General features: G+C 71.0%; 15 protein-coding genes. 6 read left to right on the top strand and 9 right to left on the bottom strand.

Going from position 1 to position 16,907, the window contains the following annotated elements; all coding sequences use genetic code 11:
- Positions 1 to 6: 6 nt before the first annotated feature.
- Together B9W62_RS12015 and pta are read right to left on the bottom strand one after the other, a co-directional pair.
- Positions 7 to 1,230 carry an acetate kinase gene (locus B9W62_RS12015; protein ID WP_087807173.1) on the bottom strand — a complete coding sequence of 408 codons (1,224 nt, stop codon included), beginning with the start codon at positions 1,228 to 1,230 and terminating at the stop codon, positions 7 to 9.
- On the bottom strand, positions 1,227 to 3,320 hold the full coding sequence (gene pta / locus B9W62_RS12010) for a phosphate acetyltransferase (protein WP_087807172.1): 2,094 nt from the start codon (positions 3,318 to 3,320) through the stop codon (positions 1,227 to 1,229). The genes B9W62_RS12015 and pta overlap by 4 nt, the downstream gene beginning before the upstream one ends.
- A 198-nt stretch (positions 3,321 to 3,518) precedes the next feature.
- Between pta and B9W62_RS12005 the strand changes: the two genes are divergently transcribed.
- Entirely contained in the window at positions 3,519 to 4,544 is a 1,026-nt protein-coding gene (locus B9W62_RS12005) for an ATP-dependent 6-phosphofructokinase (RefSeq protein ID WP_052840620.1), read from the top strand.
- Between the two features lie 35 nt (positions 4,545 to 4,579).
- Here B9W62_RS12005 and B9W62_RS12000 read toward each other — a convergent pair whose 3' ends face one another.
- The 5 genes from B9W62_RS12000 to B9W62_RS39580 all read right to left on the bottom strand — a co-directional run bounded on the left by B9W62_RS12000 (position 4,580) and on the right by B9W62_RS39580 (position 8,933).
- Positions 4,580 to 5,293 carry a helix-turn-helix domain-containing protein gene (locus B9W62_RS12000; protein ID WP_087807171.1) on the bottom strand — a complete coding sequence of 238 codons (714 nt, stop codon included), beginning with the start codon at positions 5,291 to 5,293 and terminating at the stop codon, positions 4,580 to 4,582.
- Between the two features lie 131 nt (positions 5,294 to 5,424).
- A complete protein-coding gene (locus B9W62_RS11995; RefSeq protein WP_087807170.1) occupies positions 5,425 to 6,315 on the bottom strand; it encodes a carbohydrate ABC transporter permease in 891 nt (296 codons plus the stop codon).
- 1 nt (position 6,316) lies between these two features.
- On the bottom strand, positions 6,317 to 7,258 hold the full coding sequence (locus tag B9W62_RS11990; RefSeq protein ID WP_087807169.1) for a carbohydrate ABC transporter permease: 942 nt from the start codon (positions 7,256 to 7,258) through the stop codon (positions 6,317 to 6,319).
- The gene (locus B9W62_RS11985) at positions 7,255 to 8,631 is read right to left on the bottom strand and encodes an extracellular solute-binding protein (protein WP_179235443.1); all 1,377 of its coding nucleotides are present in this window, start codon (positions 8,629 to 8,631) and stop codon (positions 7,255 to 7,257) included. Before B9W62_RS11985 ends, B9W62_RS11990 begins: the two co-directional genes overlap by 4 nt.
- A 92-nt stretch (positions 8,632 to 8,723) precedes the next feature.
- Complete coding sequence (locus B9W62_RS39580; RefSeq protein ID WP_107424199.1) at positions 8,724 to 8,933, bottom strand: hypothetical protein; 210 nt, start codon at positions 8,931 to 8,933, stop codon at positions 8,724 to 8,726.
- Between the two features lie 193 nt (positions 8,934 to 9,126).
- Here B9W62_RS39580 and B9W62_RS11975 point away from each other — a divergent pair, with 193 nt between their 5' ends.
- Positions 9,127 to 9,666, top strand: coding sequence for a hypothetical protein (locus B9W62_RS11975; RefSeq protein WP_087807168.1), 540 nt, complete (start codon positions 9,127 to 9,129; stop codon positions 9,664 to 9,666).
- Between the two features lie 22 nt (positions 9,667 to 9,688).
- On the opposite strand, the gene B9W62_RS11970 is transcribed toward B9W62_RS11975, so the two are convergent.
- Together B9W62_RS11970 and B9W62_RS11965 are read right to left on the bottom strand one after the other, a co-directional pair.
- Complete coding sequence (locus B9W62_RS11970) at positions 9,689 to 10,381, bottom strand: response regulator (RefSeq protein ID WP_087807167.1); 693 nt, start codon at positions 10,379 to 10,381, stop codon at positions 9,689 to 9,691.
- A complete protein-coding gene (locus tag B9W62_RS11965; protein WP_087807166.1) occupies positions 10,378 to 12,051 on the bottom strand; it encodes a sensor histidine kinase in 1,674 nt (557 codons plus the stop codon). The genes B9W62_RS11970 and B9W62_RS11965 overlap by 4 nt, the downstream gene beginning before the upstream one ends.
- A 154-nt stretch (positions 12,052 to 12,205) precedes the next feature.
- Here B9W62_RS11965 and B9W62_RS11960 point away from each other — a divergent pair, with 154 nt between their 5' ends.
- The 4 genes from B9W62_RS11960 to B9W62_RS11945 all read left to right on the top strand — a co-directional run bounded on the left by B9W62_RS11960 (position 12,206) and on the right by B9W62_RS11945 (position 16,899).
- Positions 12,206 to 13,606, top strand: coding sequence for a cation:dicarboxylate symporter family transporter (locus B9W62_RS11960; protein WP_087807165.1), 1,401 nt, complete (start codon positions 12,206 to 12,208; stop codon positions 13,604 to 13,606).
- 153 nt (positions 13,607 to 13,759) lie between these two features.
- Positions 13,760 to 14,158: a MerR family transcriptional regulator gene (locus tag B9W62_RS11955; RefSeq protein WP_087807164.1), complete on the top strand. Its 399-nt coding sequence runs from the start codon at positions 13,760 to 13,762 to the stop codon at positions 14,156 to 14,158.
- An 11-nt stretch (positions 14,159 to 14,169) separates the two neighbouring features.
- On the top strand, positions 14,170 to 14,484 hold the full coding sequence (locus B9W62_RS11950) for a thioredoxin (protein ID WP_087807163.1): 315 nt from the start codon (positions 14,170 to 14,172) through the stop codon (positions 14,482 to 14,484).
- Positions 14,485 to 14,631: 147 nt separating this feature from the next.
- On the top strand, positions 14,632 to 16,899 hold the full coding sequence (locus B9W62_RS11945) for a HelD family protein (protein WP_087807162.1): 2,268 nt from the start codon (positions 14,632 to 14,634) through the stop codon (positions 16,897 to 16,899).
- Positions 16,900 to 16,907 lie beyond the last annotated feature (8 nt).

Raw genomic sequence — 16,907 nt, 5'->3', positions numbered from 1 at the left:
TGCCGCTCAGGTGAGATTCGGATTCCCCGATTCATTTACCAGCGCGTAGGTCTGTGTCGCGATCTCCATTTCCTCGTCCGTCGGTACCACCGCCACCGCCACCCGCGCCCCCGCGGGCGAGATCAGCCGGGCCTCGTCGCCGCGTACGCCGTTCAGCTCGCCGTCGACGGCCAGGCCGAGCCCCTCCAGGCCCGCCACGGCCGCTTCCCGCACCGGCGCCGAGTTCTCCCCGACCCCGGCCGTGAACGCCACCGCGTCCACCCGTCCGAGAACGGCGTAATAGGCGCCGATGTACTTCTTCAGCCGGTGGATGTAGATGTCGAAGGCCAGCCCCGCCTGCTCGTCGCCCTCGTCCACCCGGCGGCGGATCTCCCGCATGTCGTTGTCACCGCACAGACCGAACAGGCCGCTCCTCTTGTTGAGGAGAGTGTCGATCTCGTCGGCGGACATTCCGCCAACACGCATCAAATGGAAGATGACGGCCGGGTCCATGTCTCCCGAGCGCGTACCCATCACGAGCCCCTCCAAAGGCGTCAGCCCCATGGAGGTGTCCACACACCGTCCGCCCCGCACCGCCGAGGCGGACGCCCCGTTGCCCAGGTGCAGCACGATCACGTTCACGTCCTCGGGTGCCCGGCCGAGCAGCCGCGCGGTCTCCCGGGAGACGTACGCGTGCGAGGTGCCGTGGAAGCCGTAGCGGCGGATGCGGTACCGGTCGGCGATCTTCGGGTCGATCGCGTAGCGCGCCGCGGACTCCGGCATCGTCGTGTGGAACGCGGTGTCGAAGACCGCCACCTGGGGCAGGTCGGGACGGAGCGCCTGCGCGGTGCGGATGCCGGTGAGGTTGGCCGGGTTGTGCAGCGGCGCGACCGGGATCAGCCGTTCGATCTCCGTGAGCACGTTCTCGTCGACGAGGGTGGGCTCGCTGAAGAACTCGCCGCCGTGCACCACCCGGTGCCCGATCGCGGCCAGCTCCGGGGAGTCCAGGCCCAGGCCGTCCCGGCCCAGCTCGGCGGCGACCGCCTTCAGGGCAGCCTCGTGGTCGGCGATCGGGCCCTCCTGCTCCCGGGTGTCGCCGGCGGCCACGAGGGTGTGCCGCAGCCGCGACGTCCGCTCGCCGATCCGCTCGACCAGCCCGGCCGCCAGCCGCTCTCCGTCGCGCATGTCGATCAGCTGGTACTTCACCGACGAGGAGCCGGAGTTGAGGACGAGGACACGCGTGGAGCTCACTGGGCGGACGCCTTCTCGGTCGGGGACTGCTGGGCCTGGATCGCCGTGATGGCGACGGTGTTGACGATGTCCTGCACGAGCGCGCCCCGGGACAGGTCGTTGACCGGCTTGCGCAGCCCCTGGAGCACCGGGCCGACCGCGATGGCACCGGCCGAGCGCTGCACCGCCTTGTACGTGTTGTTGCCGGTGTTCAGGTCGGGGAAGATCAGCACGCTTGCCTGACCGGCGACCGCCGAGCCGGGCAGCTTGGTCGCGGCCACCGACGGCTCCACCGCCGCGTCGTACTGGATCGGCCCCTCGATGCGCAGGTCGGGGCGGCGCGAGCGGACCAGCTCGGTGGCCTCGCGCACCTTGTCGACGTCCGCGCCCGAACCGGACGTGCCGGTCGAGTACGACAGCATCGCGATCCGCGGCTCCACCCCGAACTGCGCCGCCGTCGACGCCGACTGGGCGGCGATGTCGGCGAGCTGCGCCGCGTCCGGGTCCGGATTGACCGCGCAGTCGCCGTACACCAGCACCTTGTCGGCCAGGCACATGAAGAAGACGGAGGAGACGATGGCGGCGTCCGGCTTGGTCTTGATGATCTCGAAGGCCGGGCGGATGGTCGCCGCCGTCGAGTGCACGGACCCCGACACCATGCCGTCGGCGAAGCCTTCCTGCACCATCAGCGTGCCGAAGTAGTTCACGTCGGAGACCACGTCGTACGCCAGCTCCACGGTCACGCCCTTGTGGGCGCGCAGGGCCGCGTACTTCTCGGCGAAGGAGTCGCGCAGCTCGCTGGCGGCCGGGTCGATCAGCTCGGCCCCGGCCAGGTCGATGCCGAGGTCCGCGGCCTTCTTGCGGATCTGCTCGACCGGGCCGAGCAGCGTCAGCTCGCACACGCCCCGGCGCAGCAGCACCTCCGCCGCGTGCAGCACCCGCTCCTCGGTGCCCTCCGGCAGGACGACCCGGCGCAGGTCGGAGCGGGCCTGCTCCAGCAGCTTGTGCTCGAACATCATCGGCGTGACGCGGTCGCTGCTGGGTGCCGAGACCCGCCGGTTCAGCTCGGCGGTGTCGACGTACCGCTCGAAGAGGCCGAGGGCGGTCTCCGCCTTGCGCGGGGTGGCCGCGCCCAGCTTGCCCTCCAGGGAGAACAGCCGCTCGGCGGTGGGGAAGCTGTTGCCGGTGACCGAGAGCACCGGGGTGCCCGGGGCCAGCCGGGCGGCGAGGGTGAGGATGCCCTCGCCCGGCACCTCGTTCAGGGTCAGCAGCACGCCGGCTATCGGCGGGGTGCCGGCGCTGTGCGCGGCCAGCGTGCCGATCACCAGGTCGGCACGGTCGCCGGGGGTGATCACCAGGCAGCCCGGGGTCAGCGCGGCCAGCAGGTTGGGCAGCATCGCCCCGCCGAAGACGAAGTCCAGCGCGTCGCGGGCGAGCCCGGAGTCGTCGCCCAGGACCACCTCGGCACCCAGGGCGTGCGCGATCTGCGAGACCGTCGGCGCGGACAGGGCGGGCTCGTCCGGCACCACCCAGCACGGCACCGGCAGCCGGTGCGCGAGCCGCTCGGCGATCTCGTCCCGGTCCTCGCGCGCCACCCGGTTGGTCACCATGGCCAGCACGTCGCAGCCCAGGCCGTCGTAGGCGCGGAAGGCGTTGTGGGTCTCGGCCAGCACCGACTCGGCACTCTGCTTGCGGCCCCCGACCACGGGAAGCACCGAGGCGCCGAACTCGTTGGCGAGCCGCGCGTTCAGCGACAGCTCGTCCGGGAACTGGGTGTCGGCGTAGTCGGTGCCGAGCACCAGCACGACGTCGTAGTCCCGCGCGACCAGGTGGAACCGGTCGACCAGCGCGGACACCAGCTCGTCCACGCCCTGCTCGGCCTGGAGGAGGGAGGCCTCCTGGTAGTCCATGCCGTAGACCGTCGCCGGGTCCTGCGAGAGCCGGTAGCGGGAGCGCAGCAGCTCGAAGAGCCGGTCGGGCCCGTCGTGCACCAGGGGACGGAAGACGCCGACCCGGTCGACCTGCCGGGTCAGGAGTTCCATGACCCCCAGTTCGACGACCTGGCGGCCGTCGCCGCGGTCGATACCGGTCACGTACACGCTGCGCGTCACGCGTGCTCTCCGTTTCGTAGGGGTGTGCGTTTCGTCGGGCTGAGGGGGTGAGCTGAGGGGCGGGCGGAGGGTGGGCGGAACCCTCTTGACAGTACCTCCGGCGACGGTTAGGGCGCCCGTCAGCGTCCGCCGCCGCCCGGGCCGTGGAACAATTGGATCGGCTCACCGGTGTCAACAGCGAGCAGGAGACACAGCACGATGCGTATCGGAGTTCTCACCGCAGGCGGCGACTGCCCCGGCCTGAACGCAGTGATCCGGTCGGTCGTGCACCGAGCGGTCGACAACTACGGCGACGAGGTCATCGGCTTCGAGGACGGCTACGCCGGGCTGCTGGACGGCCGTTACCGCACCCTCGACCTCAACGCGGTCAGCGGCATCCTGGCCCGCGGCGGCACCATCCTCGGCTCCTCCCGCCTGGAGCGCGACCGGCTCCGCGAGGCCTGCGAGAACGCCTCGGACATGATCCAGAACTTCGGCATCGACGCCCTGATCCCGATCGGCGGCGAGGGCACGCTCACCGCGGCCCGGATGCTGTCCGACGCGGGCCTGCCGGTGGTCGGCGTGCCGAAGACCATCGACAACGACATCTCCTCCACCGACCGCACCTTCGGCTTCGACACCGCCGTCGGCGTGGCCACGGAGGCGATGGACCGCCTCAAGACCACCGCCGAGTCCCACCAGCGCGTGATGGTCGTCGAGGTCATGGGCCGGCACGCCGGCTGGATCGCCCTGGAGTCCGGCATGGCCGCCGGCGCCCACGGCATCTGCCTGCCCGAGCGCCCCTTCGACCCCGCCGACCTGGTCAAGATGGTCGAGGAGCGCTTCGCCCGCGGCAAGAAGTTCGCCGTCGTCTGCGTCGCCGAGGGCGCCCACCCCGCCGAGGGCTCCATGGACTACGGCAAGGGCGCCATCGACAAGTTCGGCCACGAGCGCTTCCAGGGCATCGGCACCGCGCTCGCCTTCGAACTGGAGCGCAGGCTCGGCAAGGAGGCCAAGCCGGTCATCCTCGGCCACGTCCAGCGCGGCGGCGTGCCCACCGCGTACGACCGCGTCCTCGCCACCCGCTTCGGCTGGCACGCGGTGGAGGCCGCGCACCGGGGCGACTTCGGCCGGATGACGGCGCTGCGCGGCACCGACGTCGTGATGGTGCCGCTGGCCGAGGCGGTCACCGAGCTGAAGACGGTCCCGAAGGACCGGATGGACGAGGCGGAGTCGGTCTTCTAGACACCGGACCCGCACTTCTGGACGTCTGACCCGCTCTACGGGTGCTTCTCGACCGCCGACCAGAAGTGGTCCACGATCCGGTCGAGGAAGTCCCGGCCCGCGGCGCTGGAGTCGGCCGCGCCGCCGCCCCAGCTGAGGGTGGCGGTCATCCGCCCCTGGTAGTCCTGGTGCAGCACCTGGAGGACGTTCTCCAGCACGCGCCGGTCCAGCGGCGCCAGCTTGGCGATCGGGCGCACACAGCCCTGCCAGCGCGTGGTCACCGCACTCGTCAGCAGGTCGGCCAGCTTCTCCTCACGCCCCGTGACGGTCACGAAGTCGGGCAGCGTGAGGCCGAGCACGTCGGCGAGCTGGGCCGACTGGCGGTCGGTGCCGCGCCAGTCGTCCGCCTCCTCCATCCGCAGGTACGCGGGGAGACCGAGCCCGACCGCACGGGCCACGTCCTCGGGTGCCAGGCCGCGGGCGACGCGGTGCTCGCGCAGGGACTGCGGCCGCCCGATCAGCTCACCGGGCGAGCACCACAGCACCCCGGCGAGCGCGGTCAGCTCCGCGCCCTCGGGAGCGGCAGCCCCCCGCTCCCAGGCGACGACGAGGTCGGGGGTGACGTACGGCAGCCCGTACGAGACCCGTATGCCGTGGGCGACGTGCTCGGGCCCCATGTTGAGGGCGGCACGCAGCCGACGGGCGGCGAGGGCGTTGAACGGGGGGCCCGACTGGCTCGGGCCGGGTGAGGGTCGGCGCACGCGCCACACCGTAGGGGTCCCGGGCGGCGCTGACTACGGGCTGTTCGGCCAGCGATACGGATTGTAGGAACGTACGGGAGCGCGTGATCCCGGGTGCGCCCCCATCCCCTACCCCCTACTCCCTGCCCCTGCCCCCGCCTCTACCCCTTCACCGCCCCGCCCAGCGCGAAGCCGCCGCCCAGCCGCCGGGAGATCAGCACGTACAGCAGCACGACCGGCGTCGAGTAGACGATCGAGAACGCCGCCAGCTGTCCGTACGCCACCATGCCCCGGTTGCCGAAGAAGTCGTTGATGCTGACCGAGGCGGGCATCTGGTCCGGGGAGAGCAGCAGCATGAAGGGGACGAAGAAGTTCCCCCACATCATCACGAACGAGAACACGGTCACCACGGCCACCCCGGGCCCCATCAGCGGCAGCACGATCCGCAGCAGCGACTGGAACGACGACGCCCCGTCCGTCCACGCCGCCTCCTCCAGCTCCTTCGGCACCCCGTCCATGAAGTTCTTCATCAGCCAGATCGCGAAGGGCAGCTGCGAGGCGGCGAAGAAGAAGATCGTCCCCTGCATGGTGTCGATCATGTTGACCCGTACGAACAGGGCGTAGACCGGCACCATGATCGCGGTGATGGGGAGGCTGGTCGCGAACAGGATGGTCAGCAGGAACGGCCGGTTCAGCCGCGACCGGAAGCGGGAGAGCGGATACGCCGCGAGCGCCGCGCACACCACCGTCAGCAGCGTCGCCCCGCCGCACAGGATCAGGCTGTTGAGCAGCGGGGTGAAGGTGATCTCCGGGGTGAGGATCGCGTCGAAATTGTCCAGCGTGACCCCGTCGGGCACCTTCACCCGCAGGCTCGCGTGCGGGTCCAGGGCGGACAGCACCACCCAGGCCAGCGGCAGCACGAAGGCCGCGGCCACCACCAGCAGCCCGGCGTCGGCGGCGGCGCGGCGCCGGTCGCGCCGCGCGGCGGGGGTCGTACGGCGGGCGGCCCGGGACGTTGGAGAAGCCGGGCGAGGCGCGAGGGTGTCCGTCATCTCAGACCTCCGTCCGCAGCAGGCGCAGGTACACGACCGAGAACAGCGAGCCGATCAGCAACAGCAGCAGCGCCACCGCCGTGCCGTACCCGATCAGGCTGTTCTGGAAGGCCTGCTCGTACATGAACAGCGGCAGCGTCTGGCTCTTGCCGCTCGGCCCGCCCCGCGTCATCACCCAGATCAGCCCGAAGACCGACAGGGTCTGGAGCGTGTTGAGCATGAGGTTGGTGCCGATGGAACGCCGGATCATCGGCAGCGTGATGTGCCACATCCGGCGCCAGCCGCTCGCGCCGTCGACCTCGGCGGCCTCGGTGACCTCCTTGGGGATCTCGTTCAGCGCGGCCGAGTACACCAGCATCGAGAAGGCCGTGCCCCGCCACACGTTGGCGAAGGACACCGCCAGGATCGGCAGCGTGAACAGCCAGTTCTGGGAGGGCAGGTGGAGCCAGTCCAGGATGGCGTTCAGGGTGCCCTCGCGCCGGAAGAAGGCGTAGAGCAGGAAGCCCGCCACCACCTCCGGCAGCACCCAGGCCGTGACAACGATGCCACCGGTGAGCGTGCGGACCGGCTTCGACGCCCGCTGCATCAGCGAGGCCAGGGCGAGCCCCAGCGTGTTCTGCCCGATCAGCGAGGACAGCACGGTGAACACCAGGGTCAGCCATACGGCGTTGAGGAACGCCTCGTCCTGGAAGGCGCGGGTGAAGTTGTCGAACCCGACGAAGGACTCCTGGGCCTGCCCGGTGAGCTGGAGGTCGGTGAAGGCGATGACGACGCAGTAGACGATCGGGCCGGCGAGGAAGAGCACCAGCAGGACGACGGCGGGGGAGACGGGCAGGGCGCGGAAGAGGGAGCGGCGAACGCTGCCGGACCGGGTGCCGGAGGCCGGAGGCGCGGGCGCCTTCCGCACCTTGGGTCCGGCGTGCTCCGGCGCGGTGGCCGTCACTTGCTCACCACCTGGTTGCCGGTCGCCTCCTTGAGCGCCTCGTCGTAGCCGCGCGCCGCCTCCTCGACCGACTTGTCACCGGTCGTCACACCCTCCATCGCCTCCTGGATGGCGACGGACACCTTCGGGTACGCCGGGTAGGCGGGCCGGTAGTGGGTGTCGGCGACGAGGTCGGTGAAGAACTTGATGCCGGGCTGGGCGTCGACGTAGGCGGGATCCTTCGCGACGTCCTCACGGACCGCGATGCCGGAGTTGGCGACGTACCACTTCTGGGCGTTGGCCTTGGTCTGCATCGTCTTGATGAACTCGAAGGCCAGGTCGGGGTTGCCGGCCTTGTCCGGGATGGACCAGGTCCACCCGCCGGACATGCTGACCCGGCCGGGAGCCTGCCCGTTCTGCGTGGGCATGGCGGCGAGGCCCAGCTCCTTCGACCACTCGGGCCACTCGTGCCCGCTGCCCTCCAGCCAGTCCTGCGGCAGCCAGGAGCCGTCGAGCGCGATCCCGAGCTTGCCCTGCGGCAGCAGCTCACCGCGGATCTTGGTGGAGAAGTTGGGGTCGAGCGCGTCGGAGACCTCGGGGCCGAGCTTCTCCTTGTACACGGTCTCGACGAAGGAGAGGGAGTCCTTGAACCCCTGCCCCGCCGTGATCCACTTCTTGCCGCCCTTGTCGTACAGCGGGTCGCCGCCGCCGTCCCCCGTGCCGTACAGCAGCATCTCGAAGCCCTGCATGGTGGCCATCTCGCCGGCGGGCTTGCCCGTGTAGACGTTGATCGGCGTGACGCCCGGCACCTTCTCCTTGATGGTGCGGGCGGCGTCGAGGACCTCGTCCCAGGTCTTCGGCTGCCAGTCGGCGGGCAGCCCGGCCTTGGCGAACACGTCCTTGCTGAACCACAGGCCCCGGGTGTCCGTCCCGTCCGGCACGCCGTACGTCTTGCCGTCCTCGCCCTTGGCCGCCGCCTTCGCGGTGTCGATGAACTGGTCCCAGTCCTTCCACTCGGCCAGGTAGTCGTCGAGCGGCTTCAGGTACCCGCTGGTGATGTCGGAGTTGATGAGGAAGGTGTCCTCGTAGACCAGGTCCGGCGCGGTCTTGGGGGAGCGGAGCATCTGCTGGAGCTTGGTGTAGTACTCCGAGTCCGGCGCCTTGATCGGCACCAGCTCGACCTTCTTCCCCGGGTTGGCCTTCTCGAACTGCTTCTTGATGTCGCCGAGGTAGGTGTCCATCACCTTGATGGAGTTGTCCGTCGACTGCTTGAAGGAGACCTTCACCGTGTCCGGATCACTGCCGGAGCCGCTTGAGCAGGCGGCGAGCGAGGTGGAGGCGAGCGCGGTGAGGGTGAACAGGGCGGTGAACCGGACGGTGGGACGCACGGGCATGACCTCCTACGGGCACACGACACTGTGGCCTGGACGGCTGCGTGGCGAACGTAAGAGGAATGGTCTAGTCAGGTCAATGAGTGTGCGCGGGATTACCCCTGGAGGAGGTGATCGGCCTTGCCGGCCTTGATCTCGCGGATGAGGGCGCGGAGGGCTCCGCCGGTGTCGGTGAGGTAGCGGCCCTCCTGCCCGGCGACGGCGATGTAGGCGTTGCCTCGGGGGTCGGAGCTGTCGGGCGCGAAGGAATGGATGGGGTCGCGCGAGTCCTCGGGACTGAGTGTGTGGCTCTGCCACCAGCCCATGTGCGTCCGGTACTTGGCGAGCCGGGCTTCGGAGTGAGTGAACTCGGCGCCTGCGCCTGCCGTTTCACGCCGGGAGACGGGGTGTGCGTGTCGCTGAGCGGCGTGTGTGGGCGGTGGTGCCTCGGGACGGGGCTGGGCGGTACGTGGGGTGTCGGGCATAGTCGTCTGCCATCACCTGAGAGAAGGGAACAGCGTGCCCGAACAGGACGTCACCGTAGGTCAGTTGCTGCTCGCCGAGTACGAGAGTGTGAAGGGTGAGCAGAAGGCGAGGATCGGTTTCCGGGACAACCTCCTCTACGTGACACTGGCCGTCGTGGCCGCCGTCATCGCCGCCACGGCGCAGGCGAAGCAGCCCTCGATGCTGCTGGCGTTGCCGCCGGTGTGCGTCGTGCTCGGGTGGACGTACCTCGTCAACGACGAGAAGATCACGGCGATCGGGCTCTACGTCCGGGACGATCTGGGCCCCCGGCTGGCCGAGCTCGCGGGAAGCGGCGGCGGTTTCACGACCTTCGGGTGGGAGGCGTACCACCGGAGGGACTCGCGGCGCCGGTCCCGCAAGGCGGTCCAGACCGTCATCGACCTGACGGCGTTCTGCGCGGTGCCGTTGGCGGCGCTGGTCGTCTTCTGGTCGAACGGGGACGCCGGTGGACTGCTCATCGGGCTCTCGGTCCTGGAGGCGCTTGTCCTGGCGGGGCTCGCCGCACAGATCCTCTGGTACGCGAAAGCGGCCTGAACGGACCCCCGGGCGGCGCGGCTCACCGCCCCCGCACCCACCGGTACACCAACTCCGGCCGCCCCACCTGCCCGTACTGCGGGCTCCGGCCCGCCCGGCCCGCGTCGACCAGGTGCTCCAGGTAACGCCGGGCCGTGATGCGGGAGATGCCCACCGCCTCGGCGACCCCGGCCGCCGTGAGGCCCTCGGACGAGCCGCGCAGGGCGCCCGTCACGCGTTCCAGGGTCGGGCCGCTCAGGCCCTTGGGCAGGGCCGCGGGGCCGGGGGCGCGGAGGGTGGCCAGGGCGCGGTCCACCTCGTCCTGGCCGCTGGCCTCCCCAGCGGTGCCGCGGAACTCCGCGTAGCGGACCAGGCGGTCGCGCAGGGTGGCGAAGGTGAAGGGCTTCAGGACGTACTGGACGACGCCCAGCGACACCCCCTCGCGCACCATCGTCAGGTCCCGTGCCGACGTCACCGCTATCACGTCCGTGTGGTGTCCCGCCGCGCGCAGTGACCGGGCGAGCTGGAGTCCGTGCACGTCCGGGAGGTGCAGGTCGAGCAGGAGCAGGTCCACCGGCGTGCGGTCCAGCATGCGGCGGGCCTCCGCACCGGTGTGCGCCTTGCCGACCGCGACGAACCCCGGGACCCGGCCGACGTACATCACGTGCGCGTCGGCGGCGACCGGGTCGTCCTCGACGACCAGGACGCGGATGGGGTGCGCGTCGGGGGTGCTCACTCCGCACCCCCGGTCCCCGGTCTGCTGCCCGTCACCGCCGCCGGGGCCGCTCCGCCGCCCCCGGCATCGCCCAGTGGCAGCCGGGCCTCGAAGCGGGCGCCGCCGCCCTCCGCCTCCGTGACGGTCAGGGTGCCGTCGTGCCGCCGTACCGCCTGCCGGACCAGGGCGAGACCCAGGCCGCGGCCGCCCTCGCCGGCCGGCTTGGTCGAGTAGCCCCGCTGGAAGACCAGGTCGGCGTGGGCCGGATCGACCCCGGCTCCGGTGTCCGACACGCGCAGTACCAACTCTGAGCCGCCGGCGCCGGAATCCTCCGTGTACGCCGCCACCGTCACCCGCGACGGCACCGCCCCCTGCGCCGCGTCCACCGCGTTGTCCACCAGGTTGCCCAGGATCGTCACCAGGTCCCGGGCGGGCAGCGACGGCGGCAGCAGTCCGTCGTCCAGTCGGCTGTCCTGCGACACCACCAGCTCCACTCCCCGCTCGTTGGCCTGCGCCGTCTTGCCCAGCAGCAGCGCCGCGAGCACCGGCTCGCTCACCGCCGCCACCACCTGGTCGGTGAGGGCCTGCGCCAGCTCCAGCTCCGCCGTCGCGAACTCCACGGCCTCCTCCGCCCGCCCCAGCTCGATCAGCGAGACGACCGTGTGCAGCCGGTTCGCCGCCTCGTGCGCCTGCGAGCGCAGCGCCTGCGTGAATCCGCGCTCCGAGTTCAGCTCGCCCGTCAGCGACTGCAACTCCGTCACGTCCCGCAGCGTCACCACCGTGCCACGGCGCTCACCACCGGAGACCGGCGAGGTGTTCACCACCAGCACCCGCTCCGCCGCCAGGTGCACCTCGTCCACCCGCGGCTCCGAGGCCAGCAGCGCCCCCGTCAGCTGCGAGGGCAGCCCCAGGTCCGCCACCGAGGCGCCGACCACGTCAGAGCGCACGCCCAGCAGCTCCCGTCCGCCGTCGTTGATCAGCGCGACACGGTACTGCCCGTCCAGCATCAGCAGCCCCTCCCGCACCGCGTGCAGCGCCGCCTGATGGTAGTCGTGCATCCGGCTCAGCTCGTCCGCGTTCATGCCGTGCGTGTGCCGGCGCAGCCGCGCGTTGATCACGTACGTGCCGACCGCACCGAGCAGCAGCGCCCCGGCCGCCACCCCCGACAGCGCCGTGAGCTGCTCCTGGGCCCGCTTGCTGATCTCCTCGACCTTGATCCCGGCGGAGACGAGACCGACGATGCGGCCGTCGTCCGTGATCGGGGTGACCGCCCGGACCGAGGGGCCGAGCGTGCCCGTGTAGGTCTCGGTGAAGGTCTGGCCCCGCTGCGCACGCTCGATGTGGCCCTGGAAGGGATGGCCGATTTGCCTCGGGTCGGGGTGGGTCCAGCGGATGCCCCCGAAATCCATGATCGTCACGAAGTCCACGTCCGTGTCCCGCATCACCCGCACCGCGTAGGGCTGGAGGCGCGCCGTCGGGTCCGGGGTGCGGATCGCCTCCGCCACGGACGGCGAGTCGGCGATCGCCAGCGACACCGCCCTGGCCTGGCGCCCGGCCGCCTCCTCCGCCTGCCCCCGGTCGCTGATGTAGCTGAACAGCGCGTACCCGACCACGACGACCGCTATGAGTACGGCCTGCATGGCGAAGAGCTGCCCCGCCAGGCTGCGGGGTCTCGGGACGCGGAGGTGCATGCCGCCAGTCTCTCTCCTGGCTGGATTGTGAACTAAATGAACGCAAGGGTGACCGCGCTCACACACCGGGAGATAGTCACCCCGTCCCCGCTACACACCCCCGGACGTGAGCCGCACGCCGGTGATGCCGACGACGTCGTCAAGGAGGGCCGCCGTGACCAGCAAAGCCGCTACGGCACCTGCCGCACCCAAAGCCAAGCGCGACCGCACGCACTATCTCTACATCGCCGTGATCATCGCGGTCGCCCTCGGTATCGCCGTCGGTCTGATCGCGCCGGACTTCGCCACCGAGCTGAAGCCGCTCGGCACCGGCTTCGTGAACCTGATCAAGATGATGATCTCGCCGATCATCTTCTGCACGATCGTGCTGGGCATCGGCTCGGTCCGCAAGGCCGCCAAGGTCGGCGCGGTCGGCGGTATCGCCCTGGGCTACTTCCTGGTGATGTCGCTGGTGGCGCTCGCCATCGGTCTGATCGTCGGCAACATCCTGGACCCGGGCACGGGCCTCGCGGTCACCGACGCCGTCAAGGAGACCGGCCAGGCACAGGTCGACGCGGAGGCCAAGGGCACCGTCGACTTCCTGATGGGCATCATCCCGACCACCATCGTCTCGGCGTTCACCGCGGGCGAGGTGCTCCAGACCCTGCTCATCGCCCTGCTCTGCGGCTTCGCGCTCCAGGCCATGGGCTCCGCCGGGCAGCCCGTCCTGCGCGGCATCGAGCACATCCAGCGGCTGGTCTTCCGCGTCCTGGCCATGATCATGTGGGCCGCCCCGATCGGTGCCTTCGGCGCCATCGCCGCCGTCACCGGCTCGGCCGGCGTCGACGCCCTCAAGAGCCTGGCCGTGCTGATGCTCGGCTTCTACGTGACCTGCGTCCTCTTCCTCTTCCTGGTGCTCGGCACGGTGCTGCGCGTCGTGGCCGGGATCAACGTCTTCTCGCTCTTCAAGTACCTGGGCCGCGAGTTCCTGCTGATCCTGTCCACCTCCTCCTCCGAGTCGGCGCTGCCGCGCCTCATCGCGAAGATGGAGCACCTGGGCGTCAGCAAGCCGGTGGTCGGCATCACCGTCCCGACCGGCTACTCGTTCAACCTCGACGGCACCATGATCTACATGACCATGGCCTCGCTGTTCATCTCGGACGCCATGGGTACGCCGATGTCGATCGGCGAGCAGATCCCGCTGCTGCTCTTCCTGCTGGTGGCCTCCAAGGGCGCCGCCGGTGTCTCCGGCGCAGGTCTCGCCACGCTGGCCGGCGGCCTCCAGTCGCACAAGCCCGCCCTGGTGGACGGCATCGGCCTGATCGTCGGCATCGACCGCTTCATGAGCGAGGCCCGCGCGCTGACCAACTTCGGGGGCAACGCCGTCGCCACCGTCCTCATCGGTACCTGGACCAAGGAGATCGACAAGGACCGGGTGAACGAGGTGCTCGCCGGCCGGGCCCCGTTCGACGAGAAGACGCTCCTGGACGACGGCCACGGCGCCGCCGACACGGACGGCGACGACACCCCGGACCTGCCCGAGCAGGGCGGCGAGAAGGAGCTGGCGCGGGCCTGACGCCCACCGGCTCGGGGTGCTCCCGCACACGCCGGGCGGCTGAGGTGCTCCCCCCGTTGCTCAGCCGCCCGGTCCCCCGAAGAAGCCCCGCGCCCTCCCCCCGGCGCGGGGCTTCTTGCCTTGACGTCCGCGTCAAGGCTTACGTTCGTCGGTATGCGAATCGGCGAGCTGGCCGCACGGGCCGGGACCACCACGCGGACGCTGCGGTACTACGAGGCACGGGGCCTGCTGCCCGCACGGCGGGGCGGCAACGGCTACCGGACCTACGACGAGGACGACCTGAGACTGCTGCGGCAGATCAGGACGCTCCAGGACTTCGGGTTCGACCTGGAGGAGACCCGCCCCTTCGTGGAGTGCCTGCGCGCCGGGCACCCCGAGGGCGACTCCTGCCCGGCGTCCCTGGTGGTCTACCGGCACAAGCTGGCCGAGCTGGACACGCTGATCGAGCAGCTCACGTCGGTGCGCGCGCAGGTCGCCGCGCAGCTGGCGCGGGCCGAGGCGGCGGCTCCGGGGGGTCCGGAGCCCAAGTGCGAACTGGGAGGACACGGATGAGTTCCAGTGGGGTGCCCGAGGTGACGGACGCGGATTTCGCGGCGGAGGTGATCGGTTCCGACCTGCCCGTGCTGGTGGAGTTCACCGCCGACTGGTGCCCGCCGTGCCGGCAGATGGCGCCGGTGCTCGGCGCCCTGGCCGAGGAGGAGGGCGACCGGCTGCGGGTGGTGCAGCTGAACGTCGACCGGAACCCGGCGACCACGAACGCGTACAAGGTGCTGTCGATGCCGACGTTCATCGTGTTCCGCGACGGTGAGCCGGTGAAGTCGATGGTGGGCTCCCGGCCCAAGCGGCGGCTCCTGGAGGAGCTGGCCGACGTGGTCTGACCGGCCCGGCACCCGGACGGGCACACGGACCGGCCGAGACGGAAAAAATCCCCCGAGCAATTGCGCTCGGGGGATTTCTCTGCGTATATTCGTTGATTCGTGACTTCAGGAAAAAGAGGTCGCGAAGAAGTTCAGTAGGCACAGTATATGCGGCCGGGAGTGGAATTGTCAAACACCGAATTTCCGGACAATGAATTGCTGCACGAGCAGGAATTCATCGACGGACTGTACGCGCGCGTGGACGCGCTGCGCGGCGACGCCGAGGACTCCGTGACCGACGCGCTCGCGCAGGGCAACACCCCGCAGCAGGCGCGCCTGGAGCGGGACATCCTGGTCGCCGAGCGCTCCGGGCTGCTCGCCGCGCTCAACGCGGTGGACGGCTCCCTCTGCTTCGGCCGGATCGACCTCACCTCCGGGCAGGGCCACCACATCGGCCGCATCGGCCTGCGCGCCGACGACGCCGAACGCACCCCCGTCCTCATCGACTGGCGGGCCGGTGTCGCCCGCCCCTTCTACCTGGCCACCGGCCACACCCCGATGGGGCTGCGCCGCCGCCGGCACATCACCAGCGAGGGCCGCACGGTCACCGCGCTGCACGACGAGATCCTCGACCTCGGCGACGAGACCCGCACCGGCCACGAGGACCCGTCCGGCGACGCCGTGCTGCTCGCCGCGCTGAACTCGGCGCGCACCGGCCGCATGGGCGACATCGTGCAGACCATCCAGGCCGACCAGGACCGCATCATCCGCGCCCCGCACCGCGGCGTCCTGGTCGTCGAGGGCGGCCCCGGCACCGGCAAGACCGCCGTCGCCCTGCACCGCGCCGCCTACCTCCTCTACGAGCACCGCGAACTGCTCGCCAAGCGCGCCGTCCTCATCGTCGGCCCCAACCCGGCCTTCCTCGGCTACATCGGCGAGGTGCTGCCCTCGCTGGGCGAGACCGGCGTGCTCCTCGCCACCGTCGGCGAGCTGTTCCCCGGGGTGAAGGCCACCGCCGCCGACACCCCCGAGGCGGCGGCCGTGAAGGGCCGGGCCGGCATGGCCGACGTGCTCGCCGAGGTGGTCCGCGACCGGCAGGCGCTGCCCGACCCGGTCATCGCGATCGAGCACGACCGCGAGATCCTCATGCTGGACGACGACCTGGTGAACGTCGCCCGCGAGCGCACCCGCGCCGCGAAGCTCCCGCACAACGCGTCCCGCGAGCACTTCGAGGGCCACATCCTCAACACCCTCACCGACATGGTCGCCGAGCGCATCGGCACCGACCCCTACGACGGCTCCAACCTCCTCGACCCGAGCGACATCACCCAGATCCGCGACGAACTCGCCGACAACCCCGAGGTCTGGTCCGCCATCGACCAGCTGTGGCCCCGGCTCACCCCGCACCGCCTGGTCGCCGACTTCCTCGCCGCCCCCGAGTCCTTCCTGCCCGCCGAGGACGCCGCCGCCGTCCGCCGCCCGGTCACCCGGCGCTGGACCGTCGCCGACGTGCCCCTGCTGGACGAGGCGGCCGAACTGCTCGGCGTGGACGACCGGATCGCCCGGACCCGCGCGGAACGCGAGCGCGAGGAGCAGATCGCGTACGCGCAGGGCGTGCTCGACGTGTCGTACGCGTCCCGCACCTACGAGTTCGAGGACAAGGACGAGGAGGACGCCGAGGTCCTGTCCGCGCACGACATCATCGACGCCGAGCGCTTCGCCGAACGCCAGGAGGAGGACGACCACCGCAGCGCCGCCGAACGCGCCGCGGCCGACCGCACCTGGGCGTTCGGGCACATCATCGTGGACGAGGCGCAGGAGCTGTCCCCGATGGCCTGGCGGCTGCTGATGCGGCGCTGCCCCACCCGCTCGATGACCCTGGTCGGCGACCCGGCGCAGACCGCGGAGGCGGCCGGCGTCGGCTCCTGGTCGAAGATCCTCGCCCCCTACGTCGAGGACCGCTGGGAGCACACCCGCCTGGGCGTCAACTACCGCACCCCGGCCGAGATCATGGACCTCGCGGCGGTCGTGGTCCGCGCCGAGGACCCGGAGTTCACGCCGCCGAGTTCGGTGCGCTCCACCGGCGTACGCCCCTGGGTCCGCGCGACCGGCGACCTCCCGGCCGCCGTGGCCGAGGCGGCCCGGGAGCTGACCCCCGACGAGGGCCGCCTCGCCGTCATCGCCCCGCGCGAGCTGCACCGGGTGCTCGCGCCGCGGCTCGACGGCGTGACCGCGGGCGCCGAGCCGGACCTCACCCACCGCGTCGTCCTGCTCGACCCGCGGCAGTCCAAGGGCCTGGAGTTCGACTCCGTCCTGGTCGTCGAACCGGGCCGCTACGGCACCAGCGACCTGTACGTCGCCCTCACCCGCGCCACCCAGCACCTCGGCGTCCTGCACAGCGAGCCGCTGCCGAAGGGGCTGGTGGGCGCGGACTGACCGACGGG

It is taken from the genome of Streptomyces sp. CS113 (assembly GCF_002188365.1).
GTDB lineage: Bacteria > Actinomycetota > Actinomycetes > Streptomycetales > Streptomycetaceae > Streptomyces > Streptomyces tendae.
Note: the sequence above shows the minus strand (reverse complement) of the source record. Positions and strands in the feature narration are given on the sequence as shown.